The organism is Geojedonia litorea (assembly GCF_042654525.1).
Taxonomy (GTDB): Bacteria; Bacteroidota; Bacteroidia; order Flavobacteriales; family Flavobacteriaceae; genus Geojedonia; species Geojedonia litorea.
Genome location: NZ_JBHSGP010000014.1, coordinates 1,357,916 through 1,374,339, shown reverse-complemented (window position 1 = coordinate 1,374,339; position 16,424 = coordinate 1,357,916). Strand labels below are relative to the sequence as shown.

At 35.9% G+C, this 16,424-nt stretch carries 16 protein-coding genes; 11 read left to right on the top strand and 5 right to left on the bottom strand.

The genetic code is table 11. The features are described from left to right. Positions 1-14: 14 nt before the first annotated feature. Positions 15-815 carry a peptidase associated/transthyretin-like domain-containing protein gene (locus tag ACFO5O_RS14000; RefSeq protein WP_387964828.1) on the bottom strand — a complete coding sequence of 267 codons (801 nt, stop codon included), beginning with the start codon at positions 813-815 and terminating at the stop codon, positions 15-17. Beyond that, complete coding sequence (locus tag ACFO5O_RS13995; protein ID WP_387964826.1) at positions 802-1,614, bottom strand: peptidase associated/transthyretin-like domain-containing protein; 813 nt, start codon at positions 1,612-1,614, stop codon at positions 802-804. The genes ACFO5O_RS14000 and ACFO5O_RS13995 overlap by 14 nt, the downstream gene beginning before the upstream one ends. A gap of 113 nt (positions 1,615-1,727) precedes the next feature. Here ACFO5O_RS13995 and pepE point away from each other — a divergent pair, with 113 nt between their 5' ends. Continuing rightward, positions 1,728-2,435, top strand: a complete 708-nt coding sequence (gene pepE, locus ACFO5O_RS13990; RefSeq protein WP_387964825.1) for a dipeptidase PepE — start codon at positions 1,728-1,730, stop codon at positions 2,433-2,435. Here pepE and ACFO5O_RS13985 read toward each other — a convergent pair whose 3' ends face one another. Then, entirely contained in the window at positions 2,436-2,861 is a 426-nt protein-coding gene (locus ACFO5O_RS13985; protein ID WP_387964823.1) for a GNAT family N-acetyltransferase, read from the bottom strand. Between the two features lie 100 nt (positions 2,862-2,961). Here ACFO5O_RS13985 and ACFO5O_RS13980 point away from each other — a divergent pair, with 100 nt between their 5' ends. The 6 genes from ACFO5O_RS13980 to ACFO5O_RS13955 all read left to right on the top strand — a co-directional run bounded on the left by ACFO5O_RS13980 (position 2,962) and on the right by ACFO5O_RS13955 (position 7,817). Beyond that, positions 2,962-3,732, top strand: a complete 771-nt coding sequence (locus tag ACFO5O_RS13980; protein WP_387964821.1) for a M48 family metalloprotease — start codon at positions 2,962-2,964, stop codon at positions 3,730-3,732. A gap of 151 nt (positions 3,733-3,883) precedes the next feature. Further along, positions 3,884-5,401: a 2,3-bisphosphoglycerate-independent phosphoglycerate mutase gene (gene gpmI / locus ACFO5O_RS13975; RefSeq protein ID WP_387964819.1), complete on the top strand. Its 1,518-nt coding sequence runs from the start codon at positions 3,884-3,886 to the stop codon at positions 5,399-5,401. 53 nt (positions 5,402-5,454) lie between these two features. Next, complete coding sequence (locus ACFO5O_RS13970; protein WP_387964817.1) at positions 5,455-5,865, top strand: BT0820 family HAD-type phosphatase; 411 nt, start codon at positions 5,455-5,457, stop codon at positions 5,863-5,865. A 42-nt stretch (positions 5,866-5,907) separates the two neighbouring features. Continuing rightward, positions 5,908-6,726, top strand: a complete 819-nt coding sequence (map, locus tag ACFO5O_RS13965; RefSeq protein WP_387964815.1) for a type I methionyl aminopeptidase — start codon at positions 5,908-5,910, stop codon at positions 6,724-6,726. Position 6,727: 1 nt separating this feature from the next. Further along, positions 6,728-7,045 carry a cupin domain-containing protein gene (locus ACFO5O_RS13960; RefSeq protein ID WP_387964813.1) on the top strand — a complete coding sequence of 106 codons (318 nt, stop codon included), beginning with the start codon at positions 6,728-6,730 and terminating at the stop codon, positions 7,043-7,045. A 7-nt stretch (positions 7,046-7,052) separates the two neighbouring features. Then, complete coding sequence (locus tag ACFO5O_RS13955; RefSeq protein WP_387964811.1) at positions 7,053-7,817, top strand: class I SAM-dependent methyltransferase; 765 nt, start codon at positions 7,053-7,055, stop codon at positions 7,815-7,817. Here ACFO5O_RS13955 and ACFO5O_RS13950 read toward each other — a convergent pair whose 3' ends face one another. Both ACFO5O_RS13950 and ACFO5O_RS13945 read right to left on the bottom strand, forming a co-directional pair. After that, a complete protein-coding gene (locus tag ACFO5O_RS13950) occupies positions 7,818-8,801 on the bottom strand; it encodes an FAD:protein FMN transferase (RefSeq protein ID WP_387964809.1) in 984 nt (327 codons plus the stop codon). It lies immediately after the preceding gene. A gap of 1 nt (position 8,802) precedes the next feature. Next, on the bottom strand, positions 8,803-9,180 hold the full coding sequence (locus ACFO5O_RS13945) for a Na(+)-translocating NADH-quinone reductase subunit F (RefSeq protein ID WP_387964807.1): 378 nt from the start codon (positions 9,178-9,180) through the stop codon (positions 8,803-8,805). Between the two features lie 318 nt (positions 9,181-9,498). Here ACFO5O_RS13945 and ACFO5O_RS13940 point away from each other — a divergent pair, with 318 nt between their 5' ends. From ACFO5O_RS13940 to ACFO5O_RS13925, 4 genes are all read left to right on the top strand, one after another. Next, positions 9,499-13,875, top strand: a complete 4,377-nt coding sequence (locus ACFO5O_RS13940; protein WP_387964805.1) for a response regulator — start codon at positions 9,499-9,501, stop codon at positions 13,873-13,875. Positions 13,876-13,903: 28 nt separating this feature from the next. After that, positions 13,904-14,281 (top strand): response regulator transcription factor, encoded by a 378-nt coding sequence (locus ACFO5O_RS13935; RefSeq protein ID WP_387964803.1) that lies wholly within the window; start codon positions 13,904-13,906, stop codon positions 14,279-14,281. A 96-nt stretch (positions 14,282-14,377) separates the two neighbouring features. Then, positions 14,378-15,982 (top strand): adenylate/guanylate cyclase domain-containing protein, encoded by a 1,605-nt coding sequence (locus ACFO5O_RS13930; RefSeq protein WP_387964801.1) that lies wholly within the window; start codon positions 14,378-14,380, stop codon positions 15,980-15,982. Between the two features lie 175 nt (positions 15,983-16,157). Continuing rightward, positions 16,158-16,349, top strand: coding sequence for a hypothetical protein (locus tag ACFO5O_RS13925; RefSeq protein ID WP_387964800.1), 192 nt, complete (start codon positions 16,158-16,160; stop codon positions 16,347-16,349). The last annotated feature ends 75 nt before the right edge of the window (positions 16,350-16,424 follow it).

The following is a 16,424-nucleotide window of genomic DNA, read 5'->3' as shown; positions in this document are numbered from 1 at the left end:
ATATTTTTAAAGATCTAATCTTCTACGTCGCTTTGATTCTCTTTATAGTTAACGAGTTTCTCCACTAAAAATTGGTACATTTCCATAGCATTATCTCTTTTACATATTTCCAAAAATTCTGGATCCTCTGAAACGTAATAGAAAAATTCCATTTCTAAATGATCTTCAATATTCAAATCTCCAAAAAGGGTTTCAGAAAATTCAGATTTTGCTCTCAACATGCAAGTATCTAAAGCTTCTAATCGCACATGAAGTTTTAACTGTTTTGTTCGACCAGAAATTCTGTTCAAAATTTTATGAACATTTATGGCAAAGCCAATTCCATAGAAAACGAAAAACTTGCCATTATCAGCTTCAAATAACCGACGTTCACTTTGTGTTTTCAGTTTACCCGTGTACCCTGGAATCCCAACATCGTAAAAATTAATTTCGCTTTTTATATTGGCATTTTCAATATCCGATCTTAAATCTCCCGTCAAAACCCTTCCTACGATGACTTCATTTAGTTGATTGATATTTTCGGTTAGGGGAATTTCAAGCGTTTTTGAATTATACATCTGTGCATTTACAATTACTTCCTCACGCAAATATTTAATCCCAGAAATAATAATAGTATCATTCAGTTTACCCGGAATAATAAACTCTCCATGTTGGTTGGTAATTGAAAATTTACCTGCTGTTTTATTAATTATATGAATGCCTTCAACCTCATCGTCTGCTATGACCCGACCATTGAGTATGACCTCCTGCGCCGATAGAGAACAGGTTATAAATAGAATAGTAGCAGCGTATGTGAAGCACTTAATTTTTTTCAATTTGTGTTTTTAAATAGTGCTGACTTTTTGTGTTTAAATACTCTAAAAATTGTAATTCTTTGCCTTCATCCAATAAACTATAATCCATGCCACTGGATTCAACATAATTCACAAAGTCACTAACACGATCTTTAGGGATTCCAAAATTCGAACTTAAAAACTCAATATCATACCGTGATTGTAATTTGCTTACGGTCATCTCTGGTACAACATTAGATTGCTGTTCCTTTTTTTTAGATTTAAACAGAGGTTTTAATAAAACCCCAACTAGGTTAACAACATTAAGACCATTTACCATCGTCTGACTCTGGGAATGCAAGGCTATATTTTCAATTTGTGATCGGTAATCATCTGTAAAATCGTATTCATCGCTATTCATGATGCCAAAGTAAAGCGCATTCATATCAACATTTACTGTTTTCACATTTTCAATATCCAATACAAGATCGCCACTCAAACCTTTAGGTAGAATGATTACTTCGTCTAATCGATTAATCTTCTCAATAAGAAAAACGGTCATCTGTCTCGAATCTATAATATTTTGATCTATGGTTATTGTAAAATCTTTAAACTGAAGCGCGTGAAACTCTACCCGATCATTCAACATAACCGCAATTGTAAACTCTCCTTTTTCATTAGCAAAAGTGCCTTTATTAGAGGATGTGTTATAAATTGTTATACCTTCAACATCACTGCTATCTACCACAATTTTACCTTTAACTTCTATGCGTTCAAAGATTTGCGCTAAGGCTGAAAAGGATACAAAGAAAAAGAGAACACAGAGTAAAACGTTTTTCATAATAGTTTAGTTAACTTCAAATTACGCGTTTATGCGATTAACATTTTTGAAAACCCCTTATAAACTTTTGTTAAATACAAGGTTTACTTAAATTTACAACAAATACTTTAAGTATGAAACAAATTTGTATTGCCAGTACATCAACGCTCCATGGCAGCGGTTATTTAGACTATATTTTAGATGAATTAAAACTACTTTTTAAAACTGCCGAAACGATTTTATTTGTGCCTTACGCCAGACCTGGTGGGATTACACATGAGCTGTATACTAAAAATGCTAAAGCCGCCTTTGCTTCAATCGGGAAAACGGTGGTAGGGATTCATGAATTTGATAATCCAATTGAGGCTGTTAAACAAGCCAAAGGTATTTTTATTGGTGGCGGTAATACTTTTGTATTAGTTAATCAATTGTATAAAAACCAACTTGTTGAACCTATAAAAGAAGCTGTACTTAATGGCACCCCGTATTTAGGGACAAGTGCAGGCAGTAATATTTGTGGACTAACCATTGGCACTACCAACGATATGCCCATTGTTTATCCTCCTAGCTTTAAAACTTTGGGCTTGGTCCCTTTTAATATCAACCCGCATTATTTAGATCCTGATGCATCCAGTAAGCACATGGGAGAAACTCGCGAAACCCGAATAAAAGAATTTCATAAATTCAACACCCAACCTGTAGTTGGTTTAAGAGAAGGGAGTTGGTTAGAGGTTAAAGGTGACTCCATTGTTTTAAAAGGTGGATTGAAAGCGCGTATTTTTGAATACGATAAAGATGCATTTGAAATTGAATCAGGAACTGAACTCAATCAATTAAAATAACTAAAGGGTTTTAAAAAAATGATATCCTAGAATTTCAAAGCCTTCATTGTAGTAAAATTTATGAGAAGGATAATTTTGAACATAGGTATTTAATTCAACCGAAGTATACCCTTTGGCCTTTACATAGTCATACATCCATTTAAAAAATTGCTTCCCTATACCCTTACTTCTATAGGCATCATCAATATAAACATGATCAACTTCCATACTTTTTCCAGCATAATGTCGGGTGCAATACCACATCCCCGAAATACCAATTAGGGTATCCCCATCATAAACTCCAGCACATTCATAATTTTGAGTAACCATCTCTTCAAAACGCTGTAATAAAACTGCATCAGAGAATTTATTATTGGTTAACTTTTGAACTAATGGAATTATGGAATTAATCTCTGCAGCATCAATAATTTTAAATGAAAAAGACATGAATCACAGTTTTAATGGGCTAAAATTAATTTAATTAAATCTATTTCTAAAAATAAAATGGAAGTTTGTAACTTTAGAATTCATATCTCAATTAAATTTCATGAGAAGTAGTAAATTCAAGATTAGGCTATTAATTGGTCTTGCAATTGTCCTTTTTGCTGTTATAAAGCGATGCAGTAATACAGAAATCAACCCTTATACTGGAAGGGAACAAGCTATTAACATGTCGTCTGATCAGGAAATAGCTATTGGTTTGCAAAGTGCACCACAACTTACTGAACAATATGGAGGACTTTATCCTAATGAAGAGTTTCAAGCATTTGTAGATAATGTTGGAAATCGATTAGTAAAATCGAGCCTGGCCAAACAAACACCTTATAATTACGAATTTCATTTACTATCCGACGCTAACACTATTAATGCCTTTGCATTACCAGGTGGTCAGATTTTTATCACTTATGCGCTCTTTACAAAATTAGAAAATGAAGACCAACTTGCTGGTGTTTTAGGTCATGAAATTGGACACGTTCTTGGTCGCCACTCGGCTGAACGCATTGCTGAAACCGAATATTGGCAGACCTTATCAACTGGCGCTGCCGTTGGTGCCGATATGGGCAATGTAGTAAGTAGCTATGGCTATCAAACCTTACTCACTAATGGCAGAGATGACGAACTAGAAAGTGATGATTTAGGGGTGAAATTTATGATTGACGCTAACTATGATCCTGAAGAAATGATTGATGTGATGCAAATTTTAAAAGCGGCGGCTGGCCCAAATCGTGTTCCAGAATTTCAAAGTACGCATCCAGACCCAGACAATAGAATAGAAAAAATCAAAGCTGCCATTGCCAAATACAAAAAAGCAAGTTAATCCCTGTTCCCTTTTTTCAATTTCTTTTAATTAATTGGCGCTTTATAACATAAACCATTAAAAATTCTCGATAAGCTACATTTCACTTTGTAATTATTCACGGTTTAGTTTCAGAAACTTTATCTTTGGTTTTTGAAAACACAATACTCCTATGAACAAAAAAGTCATCTTAATGATTCTCGATGGTTGGGGAAAATCTCCTGATCCAAAAGTTTCAGCAATTGATAATGCCTATACACCATTTATTGATTCCCTTTATCAAAATTATTCTAATGCCAGTCTAAGAACCGATGGTTTGCATGTAGGCTTACCCGAAGGACAAATGGGGAATAGTGAAGTTGGCCACATGAATTTAGGAGCTGGAAGAATCGTGTATCAGGATTTAGTAAAAATAAATTTAGCAGTTAAAAATAACACCCTTGCAAAAGAACCTACTTTGGTAGAAGCATTTAACTATGCTAAAACCAACAACAAACCGGTTCATTTTCTAGGCTTACTTAGTGATGGAGGTGTGCACTCGCATATTGATCATTTATTTGGCTTAGTTGATGCCGCCGAAGCTTCTGGAGTCAAACAATCATTTATTCATGCATTTACCGATGGGCGCGATGTAGACCCAAAATCTGGATTTGGTTTTATAACATCATTGCAATCCCATATTAAGAACACTAATACTAAATTGGCATCAATAACTGGACGCTATTATGCCATGGATAGAGATAAGCGTTGGGAACGCGTAAAATTAGCTTATGATGCATTAGTTAATGGCCTTGGAACTCCATCAAAAAATGCTACCGAATCTATTCAAAACAGTTACAACCAAAATATTACAGATGAGTTCATTGAACCTATTATTATGGTTGATGATACTAACAATCCAGTGGCCACGATTAAAAATGGAGACGTAGTTGTGTTCTTCAATTTTAGAACTGATAGAGGTCGTCAGCTTACAGAAGCACTAACCCAGACCGATTTTCATGAACAAAACATGCACAAACTCGATCTCTATTATGTAACTCTTACGAATTACGATGAATCCTTTACAGGTATCAAAGTCGTATTTGAAAAAGACAATTTAACCGAAACTTTAGGTGAAGTTCTTGAACAACATGCCAAAAAACAGATTCGAATTGCAGAAACTGAAAAATATCCCCATGTTACCTTCTTCTTTTCGGGCGGAAGAGAGGCTCCTTTTCATGGTGAAACACGTATTTTGAGAAACTCTCCAAAAGTCGCTACCTATGACCTTAAACCTGAAATGAGTGCTTACGAATTACGTGACGCCTTAATTCCAGAGCTTAAAAAAGGAGAAGTAGATTTTGTTTGCCTTAATTTTGCTAATGGCGATATGGTTGGCCACACAGGTGTCATGGAAGCTGCTATAAGAGCCTGTGAAGCGGTTGATACTTGTGTAAAAGATGTAGTTACTACGGCTTTGGAACATGACTACACCACTATTTTAATTGCCGATCATGGCAATTGTGAAACCATGATTAACCCAGACGGGACGCCTAATACAGCCCACACTACCAATCCCGTACCTATTATTTTAATAGATAATGAGAAGACCACTATAAAGGATGGGATTTTAGGTGATATTGCGCCTACAATATTAAAATTGATGGGAATAGAACAGCCTAAATCCATGACGCAAAAGGCGCTAGTTTAAGAATTCTATTTGAATCTATAATTTATTGTATTTTTAAGCAAACCTTTTTTTGAATGAATTTTCAAGATAAACTTATTATAGCTATTGATTTTGACGGCACAATTGTCGATGATGCTTATCCTAAAATTGGAAAACCAAGAATATTTGCATTCGAAACTTTAAAACGGTTACAAAATGATGGACATCGACTCATACTATGGACCTATCGTTCTGGCTCTAAATTAAACGAAGCCGTAGAATTTTGTGAAAACAATGGCATCCAATTTTACGCGGTGAACAAAAGCTATCCTGAAGAAGACTTTGACACTAACAAAAGCCGAAAAATTTATGCTGATCTCTTTATTGATGATCGCAATATTGGCGGTGTATTAGGATGGGGTGAAATCTATCAAATGATTACAAAAGAAAAACCCCATATCAAAGGATCAACTAAAAAAGGTCTCTTTTCATTTTTGAGAAAGTAATCAATTTTAATTTTAAGTATCTTTGCCCATATTTTTCTTATCATGATTGAAGTAAAGACGAAAGAGGAAATTGAATTAATGCGCGAAAGCGCTCTCATTGTTTCAAAAACATTGGGCATTTTAGCCAAAGAAGTGAAGCCAGGTGTAACTACTTTACAATTAGATAAAATTGCAGAAGATTTTATTAGGTCTGAAGGTGCAATACCCGGATTCTTAGGACTTTATGACTTCCCAAACACCTTATGCATGAGTCCAAATGAGCAGGTGGTACATGGATTTCCAACAAGCGAACCACTTAAAGAAGGTGACATTATATCTATAGATTGCGGTGCTTTAAAAAATGGCTTCTATGGCGACCATGCCTATACGTTTGCAGTGGGTGAAATTGCCCCTGAAACCCAAAAACTTTTAGAAGTTACCAAGGCATCCTTATATGTTGGAATAAGAGAATTTAAACTTGGCAATCGCGTGGGTGATGTAGGCTATGCAATTCAAAAATATTGTGAAGATCATGGTTATGGTGTGGTACGTGAATTGGTAGGTCATGGTTTGGGCCGAAAAATGCATGAAGATCCCGAAATGCCTAATTATGGTAAGAGAGGGCGTGGTAAAAAATTTATCGAGGGACAAGTTGTAGCTATCGAACCTATGATTAATATGGGTACTCATCGCATTAAGCAACACAATGACGGTTGGACCATCACAACTTTAGATAATAAGCCGAGCGCTCATTTTGAGCATGATGTAGCTTTGGTTAATGGGAAACCTGAATTACTTTCAACATTTGCCTACATCTACGAAGCATTAGGTATTGAAAGTGAGGAAGAACATGAATTCAGACAACAACAATTAGTTTTATAACATGCAAAAAGTGATTTCTGAAATTGAACAGCGCGAACTTGCCAAAGGCATTAAAGGACGTTATTTTCATACCAACTCCACTACTATTGGATTTGTAGATATTGAAAAAGGTGCCATTTTACCAGCACACTCCCATATTCACGAGCAAACCACTCAAATCACCGAAGGTCAATTAGAAATGACTATAGGTGGTGTGACCCAAATATTAAAGCCTGGAGTTATTACCTTAATTCCTTCAAATGTTGTTCATAGTGCACGAGCGTTGACCAACTGTAAAGTGGTTGACATATTTAGTCCCGTTAGAGAAGATTATAAGTAAGCTATATTTGAAACAGTTATTCAGATTTTTTCTCAACTTTTTCCCTAGACCTTATTTAATAAGGTTAAGTTACACGGTACGACCTTTTTTAGCGTTTTTTTTAAAAGGTAAAACTTTTACAGATCCTATTGATGGCAAAAGTTTTGTTAGTTTTTTACCTTATGGTTATGGAAATCAACGCAACAATGCACTGTCTCCATCAACCTTGAGTTTAGAACGCCACAGACTACTTTGGTTGTACCTAAAAAATGAAACTGGTTTTTTTACTGAAAACCTAAAAGTGCTACACTTTGCACCAGAACAGGCATTTTATAACCGGTTTAAGAAGTTAAACAATCTTGAATACATCACTACAGATTTAAATTCACCATTGGCCGAGGTAAAAGCAGACATTTGCAACCTCCCGTTTGATGACCATACTTTTGATGTTATTCTATGTAATCATGTTTTAGAACATATTCCAGATGACACCAAGGCCATGCAAGAATTATATCGTGTCATGAAACCTAATGGCTGGGGCGTTTTTCAAATTCCTCAAGACCTATCTCGCCAAGCAACTTTTGAAGATAATTCCATTACCGACAAAAAAGAACGTGCAAAAATCTTTGGACAATATGATCATGTTCGCGTTTATGGCCTAGACTATTTTGAAAAACTTCGCTCTATTGGTTTTAAGGTTGAAGAAATAGATTATACTTCCAAACTCACCGACGAGGATATTACGCGATTTTGCTTGGCAAAAGGCGAACTTATTCCTGTAGTTTACAAATAATTAATCCTCTGGAAATCCATTGAGATGTAGTGTTTCCAATTCATTTTGATCATTCTCAAAAATCAGAAATACTTTAAGTTCGGGGTGAGAATCTAAAAAGGTTTTTACTTTTTCGATACCCATAGATTTAAACGCTGTAGCATAAGCATCGGCTATCATACAATTTTTTGCAATCACCGAAATACTCAGCAAATTAGTTTTACTTGGGTATCCTGTTTCGGTATCGATAATATGGGAATACCGGTTGCCTTCATCATCAATACTAAACTTTCTATAGGTTCCAGAGGTAGCCATAGCCTCATTGTATAAATTAATGGCCTTGATAAGCGATTGTGTGCCGTCAAAATTAGGTTTTTCAACACCAACACGCCATGGGTTTTGCGTTTCAATATTTATGCCCTTGCATCTAATTTCTCCACCAATTTCAACAAGATAATTTTCTATTCCAAGCGATTCTAGATAATTAGCTACAACATCAACGCCATAGCCTTTAGCAATCGCATTAAAATCAATAAACGTATCAGGGTTTTCCTTAATAACTTTATTAGACTCTAGCTTAATTTTATCAAATCCTACAGATAACATTAAACTATCCACTTTTATTCCGTCTAATCCTGTGACTTTTCCTTTGGGGCCAAAATTCCAGGCATTTACCACCGCTCCAATAGTTGGATCGAAGGCCCCTTCTGTGGCATCATAAACTTCTCTAGCGGTATTAAAAACAGTAATAAAATGATCGTCAACTGTAGTGGGTTGATTTCTATTAATTTTTGAAATATACGAATCTTCTTTATAGGTAGACAATGAGGTATTTATAGCATTAAATAAACTATCAAGCACGTCTCTATCAATATTATGAGCTTTAGAGTAATAGTTTATCCCGTAGGATGTCCCAAATACAGGCCCAGAAACTTTGGTGTTTTTAGCCTTTTGACATGACATGACCAGTAAAAAACTAATACATAAAAAAATACTATTCTTCATCTTAATTTAAATACGTTTCAATTACTTGTATTCCATTATATTCAATTAAATACTCTTCGTTTAAATAAATAGGTAAATCTTCACCTTCAGGATTCCCCAGCCCAACGCCTGCATATAATACTTTGGCATCTTGTTCTCGAGCATGTTTTTTAAAAGCTTCCATCCAAACCATATCATAGTTATTAGGATTTTCAGGTAAAATAACTACTCTAACAATTACAAAATAATACTGCTTATTTTTATCAATACAAACAAATTGCGGATGCTTTTTTAATTTACTATTCACCGCAATGAACTCAAAACCGCGTTGCTCTAGTTCTTTGCCTACATGGTTCATGGCAAGGTTATGTAGTTCTTGAGTATTTAATGGGGTTTTCATATTACAAAAATAAGTTTTTTATGTTTTGAATGAATTTATACCTTTCATTATTCCCTAATTCTATTAACATTTAACGTTTTGGCTACTCGGTTACGCCATAACTAGGTCACAGAAATGCGGTATAAGGAAACGGAATCTCAGCCTATCCCTTTCCTTATTTGTCCTTCATTGGCACTAAAATTCTGCCAACAGCCATTTATATTTTAGTTGTACAGGAAAGTTCATAATCTAATTCCTACACTTATTTAACAAAATTTTGTATATTTAATAAGTTGAAATTCAATCTTTTCAGTAACGCTTTCTAACCAACCCTTGATTATGGATACCAAATTTCAATTTCGAATTTGTGGTAAGATTTCTCTTCTATTCTGTATCACACTATTGTTTTTTTCTAATACCAGCTATTCTCAAGATGAATTAGGCCAACCTAAAATCACCAATTATAATTATCAAGATTATGGAGCGGCCTCAACAAATTGGTGGGTACTAGAAGGTGATAATGGCATTATGTACTTTTCTAATTCTAACGGGGTAATAGAGTTTGACGGCGTTAATTGGAATCTCATTAAATTACCGGATAATCTCGGCGTTAGAGGATTGGCCAAAGATAAAAACGGAACCATTTATGTAAGCTCTGAAGGTGAGTTTGGTTATCTTAAGGCAAATGAACTTGGCGCCTTGTATTATGTATCCTTAAAAGATCAAGTACCTGCAGAACATCGAAGCTTTACGACTGTATGGGACTGTTTAATAATAGATGATGCCGTTACTTTTCGCACCAATGATAAAATGTTTATTTGGGACGGGCAGACCATGGAAGTCATTATACCCAAAAACCCTATTCATGTGGCAGCAACGGTGAATGGAAAACATTATGTTAGAGTGTGGAATGAAGGACTTTGCACCTACTCTAATGGCAAATTTGAACTTGTACCGGGTGGCGAAAAGTTTGCTGAAGAACGCATTTATGTGATGCTCCCCTATGACGAAACGCGTATGTTGGTAGGGACACGAACACAGGGATTTTACATTTATGATGGCAAATCCTTTGAACCCTTTACAACCGAAATCGACGATTTAGTGAGGGGAAGTCTTTACCTTCCTGGGTTGGCGCTTGATAATGGCAACTTTATCATTAACACTAATGGCAATGGAGCCTATATGATTGACCACGAAGGTAAGCTTGTACAAGAATATACACCAGCTACAGGTCTACAAGATGGTAGCGTACTTAATGTATATCTGGACTCTAGAGGGATCTTATGGTTTGCGTTATTTAATGGTATTTCATGGGTAGACCTCAACTCGCCCTATACTTATTACGATTCAAAAATAGGTTTAGTATCTAATGTCATATTTGTTGCCCATAAGTATAATAAGCGCTTGTATATGGGTACTAACAGTGGCATTTATTATTTAGACGATGGTTCTCTAAAAGTAAAAAAACTAGAAGGCACCATAGGCCAAGTCTACCAATTTTTTGAATTTAATGGGCGGCTTTTTTCAGGGACTGGGGATTTGGGCTTTTTTGAAATCAAGGGTAACTCCATAGAGTACATTCGAAAAAGTGTGAACTACGATTTTAGAGTTAGTGCCTTTTTTCAATCTAAAATAGATAACAACCGACTCTTTATTCATTTTAATGAAGGTGTAGCTAGCTTCTATTTTGACAAAGCCAAAGATCAGTTTGTGGAAGAATCGCGCCGTGAGATGAACGTCCCAAATTTCATTAATCTAATTGAAAAAAGCAACGGTGATTTATTAGTAAATAGTATTGATAACGGTAAAGTTAACATCTTAAGCCCGTCAAATTTAACAAGCAAATTTAATTTGGCCACCATGAAACTAAGCGCTTATGACCAAAGCCATGGACTGCCAGACACTCAAATTTTTATACAAGACTTTTTTAATCAAACCTATTTTTTATCTGCCAATCAATCCACTTATACCTTCAATGAAGAAAGTAACAGCTTCTCTAAAACAGACACTTTTTTAAACAGTCCTGATAATTTTAGTTACATTCTATATCCCAGAACTGACGACAATGGTAAAGTTTTTTACTCCTTTGGTGATGGGATTCAAGTCGCTCATCAAGATGGACAGGGTGGGGTGATAGTGAATTCAGATACTTTTAAAGAACTAAGAGGTAAAGAATTATATTCTGTTTACCCAGAAGCGCCCAAAGCAGACGGCTCCCAGGTGGTGTGGATTACAGGTACTGATGGTGTTGTGAGGTATGAGGGCAATTTAGGTATTCCTAACGCACCAGATTTTAAGGTAAAGATTCGGGCAATCAGTAGCGCCGAAAACGCCCTAATTTATGGAGGCTCTGGTGAATTACCCGCAAACCTAAACATTGACTATACTAACAATACAGCCATTTTTGAATTCGCCGCACCTTTATATAAAGGTCAAAATAATGTGGAGTACAGTACCTTTTTAGAAGGACTGGATAAAAAATGGTCAGACTGGACCAAACAAACATCTAGAGAATATATCAATCTCCCTCCTGGTGATTATGTATTTAGAGCAAAAGCAAAGAGTCTTTTTGGTGCTTCTACCAATGAGGCTATGGTCAACTTTAGCATTTCAACGCCATGGCACTTAACCTGGTGGGCCTATACCATGTATGCGTTTGCCTTAATTGCACTTGTTTTTCTAATTATTAGACGCCGCACTAAATTGTTGCGTATTCGCCAAAAAGAACTAGAAGACAATGTAGAGGCCCGCACTTTAGAAGTGCAAAAGAGGTTAGACGAACTTGCCACAGTTAATACGGTGAGTAGAGCTTTAACCGAGAAATTGCAATTAAATGAATTGATCACCATGGTTGGCGAAGAAATGAAAAAACTTTTCCACTCAGATATCACCTATTTGGCCATTTTAGATAGAAATACTAATATGATTAACTTTCCTTACCAAGATGGTGATAATATGGCGCCATTACAATTTGGAGAAGGCTTAACTTCTAAAATTATTAAAACCGGTGAACCTCTGCTCATTAATAGAGATGAAGACATTATTGCTGAATTCAATAAATTAGGAACTAAAAATGTAGGTAAATTAGCTGTTTCATATTTAGGAGTCCCTATTCCATCAGAAGACGAAATTATAGGGGTATTAAGTGTACAGAGTACTCAAATTGCAAGTCGTTTTTCAGAAGAAGACAAACGCCTTTTAAGCACCATCGCCATTAATGTTGGGGTGGCCATCCATAATGCCGAATTATTTGAAGAAGCCAAAGAAGCAAAAGCCAAAGCTGAAGATGCCAACGAAGCTAAAAGTGCTTTCTTATCTACTGTGAGTCACGAACTAAGAACACCATTAACCTCGGTACTTGGTTTCGCTAAAATTATTCGCAAACGCCTCGAAGATAAAATTTTCCCTGCGGTGACTATAGACGATCAAAAAATAAAACGTACTATGCTTCAGGTGAGTGAGAACCTAGATGTGGTTGTTTCAGAAGGTGAACGATTAACCAACCTCATAAATGATGTACTAGACCTCGCTAAAATTGAATCTGGAAAAATGGAATGGAATATAAAACCAATCTTTTTGCAAGACGCCATTAACAGAGCCATTGCTAGCACCCAATCTCTATTTGATGCCAAAAATATCCCACTAATAAAAAACATTCCATCAGACTTGCCTCTGGTAAATGCCGACGAAGATAAACTCATTCAAGTTGTTATAAACTTACTTTCTAATGCCATAAAATTCACTGATAAAGGCAAGGTTTCTATTGATGCGTATCGAGACAAAGATCAAATTATAGTAGAATTACAAGATACCGGGATAGGAATTGCTGAAGAAGATAAGCACAAGGTCTTTGAGCGGTTTAGACAAGCTGGCGACACATTAACCGACAAACCTAAAGGCACTGGTCTAGGTCTGCCTATTTGTAGAGAAATCATAGAACATCACGGTGGGATTATATGGATGAAAAGTGAACCCGGTGTTGGCAGCACCTTTTTCTTTTCGATACCTGCCTTGGGTGATTCTATTCATCAACAACCCATTCAACTAGAGCGAATTTTAAAAAGCTTAAAAAAACAAATCAAACATTCTTCTCTAAACACTAATCTAAAGGTAGCACCTACTATTTTGGTGGTAGATGATGATACGCCTATTAGATCGCTTCTGCGCCAAGAATTAGGCGATGCAGGTTATAATGTCAATGAAGCCGCCAATGGGAAAGCTGCGTTAGATATGGTACGCACGTCTAAACCCGATTTAATAATTTTAGATGTGATGATGCCCGAGATTAATGGCTTTGATGTTGCAGCCGTTTTAAAGAATGATCCAGCCACGATGGACATCCCCATCATCATATTGTCTATTGTACAAGATAAAGAACGCGGCTTGCGCATAGGTGTAGATCGCTATTTAACCAAGCCTATTAATACCGATCAATTATTCCATGAGGTTGATGCCTTATTAGAGCAAGGTGTTTCTAAGAAGAAAGTTCTGGTGGTAGATGAAGATGCCTCGGCTGTGAAATCACTCTCTGATGTATTAAGTGCAAGGGGGTATAGGGTATTAGAGAGTAATCTGGATAAGATTCTCGAAATCGCTTCTGAATCTCAGCCCGATATTATAATGCTCAACTCTTTATATAACGGAGACCATGAATTCATCAAAAATTTAAAGCTTCAAAAAGGAATGGAAAATGTGATGTTTTTCATTTATGAATAGACCTACAAATCTAAAAACAAGCAAAACAATGAGTAAAAAACTATTAATTGTTGATGACGAATCCCATATTAGGATGTTAATTGAACAAACTTTAGAAGATCTTGAAGACGATGGGGTAGAATTGCTATTTGCTGAGAATGGCGAGCAAGCCCTTAAAATAATTACCGATGAAGAACCTAACCTAGTTTTTTTAGATGTTATGATGCCGAAAATGAGCGGCATGGAAGTGTGCTTCAAGGTAAAAAAAGAGCTAAATTTAGATAAGGTCTATATTATTCTACTAACGGCCAAGGGCCAAGAAGTTGACCGACAAAAAGGACTTGAGATGGGTGCCGATCAATACATGACCAAACCTTTCGATCCTGATGAGATGTTAGAACTGGCCACTTCCATCCTGAATCAATAGCCAATGACTCAAACCGCTGATTTAAATTTACAGTTAAAGCTACTAAAGTCTGTTCTTAGACGAAATTCGGAACTTTTGACTTTAATAAGTGAACTCATGTCTAAATTTAAATCAGACCTTTCCATACTTAGTCTTGATGATCAATTGCTTTACGGTGAAACTTTAAACCTCTCCTACCAGTTTGAACTCACAGAAAATAACATCCCTTATGCTAAAGTTTTGGCTAGCCAGCCTGAAGGTAGATTTATCACCGACCTCATTCAACTAGTTGTCACTAAAGAAGTCGAAAAAAAGAGTATCGCCAATGAGGTATTGGGTCTCTATCGCGAAATTAATATGATCTATAATTTTAGTGAAAAGATTTCCGAAAAAATTGATGATGTTTCAATTGCACAAACAGCTTTAGAAGAAGCCTTTCAAATTATTGACATTACCCATGGAAGTGTTTTCATATTAGATGCAGACAACGACAAGGTTTTACAAATGGCCAGGATAGGTCACAACCCAAATCCAGAGAAAAGCATAGAAAATCAAAACCCTATTTTAAAGCAACTTATATTAAAAGGCACTTCTTTAGTAGTGCCTAAAGCCGTTATAGAAGCGAACACTGCCTTAAATCACCTTAAGGCCGTGATGTATGCTCCTTTAAAAGTAAAGCACAGAACCTTAGGACTTATAGTTTTAGGCAATGAACGCGAAAAGGAATTTACGGCAGCAGAACTCAAACTGTTAACCACCATTGCGCTTCAATCGGCATCGGCCATAGAAAGTGCACAACTTTACCAAAAAGGACTAAAAGAATCTAGAGAACGCGAAGAATCCATTATGAAAGTGCACAAAGCCAGCCAAAAATTTGTGCCTCATCAATTTATTAAATCTTTAGGTAAAGACAAACTAACAGAAGTGGCTTTAGGGGATCAGGTAGAACGAGAAGTGACGGTATTGTTTGTAGACATAAGAGGTTTTACCACACTATCTGAAAACATGTCACCTACAGAAAATTTCTTTTTTATTAACTCCTTCAATAAACGTATGGGGCCGATTATACGAAAGCATGAGGGTTTTATTATGCAGTACTTGGGTGATGGCTTTATGGCCATTTTTCCAAAAGGTGCTCAAAATGCTTTAAAGGCTTCAATTGCCATGCAAATTGAGTTAAAGCAGTATAATAAAGAACGGAAATTGAAAAACAGAAAACCTGTAAAAATAGGAATGGGCATGCAAAATGGACGACTCATTATGGGTATTACTGGTGATGTAGAACGCATGGATGCCGCAATTATTTCCGACACCGTTAACACCGCCGCACGCATTGAAGGCTTATCCAAATATTTTGGTTCTAATATTCTTCTAACCGATTTGTGCATGAATAATTTATCGGATGCTGATGAATTTAATTTCAGGTTTTTAGGGCCTGTTAAAGTTCAGGGCAAATTAAAACCAATTGATTTGTATGAATGTATAGACGGCGACGATCCCAATTTACTTAAGCATAAACTAACTACCTTAAAATTGTTTAAAAAGGGAATGGACCTTTATTTTAATAAGGAATTTGCCATGGCTGCTGTAACGTTTCAAAAAATATTCAAAAAACATACCGATGATCTCCCAGCAAAATTGTTTTTAAACAAATCGGCCCACTTAATTACCCAAGAAATTGGAAATGATTGGCAAGGCGTTGCATTAATAGATACCAAATAAAGGCATCAATGACCTATAAAACCTGAACTTTAAACCATTAAACCTAAATATATGACATAAGCCATACTTAAGTCGTTATGAATCACGATGCGAAAATTATTGAAGCACAAATTCATTAAACACATTATTATGATTACATTAAACAAATCAAATACTAACCAACACAAAACACATCATGGGAATTTTCTGGGATTTATTACAACAGGACGAATTAGAAAAACAGCAAGAGCAAGCCAATAGCTTAGAAGACCGCGTTACACTTTTAGAAACTGAACTTAACAATACCAAGGCCTTACTTAAAAAAACATTAGTGGCTCTTGAGACACATCTAGTGAGGGATATTGACGGTGATGGCAAAATGGGCTAATATAACAAGAACGACTAGATGTTATGGAAACAAAAACAATTATATACCTCGTTGCGGCTGCCCTAATATTAAGGG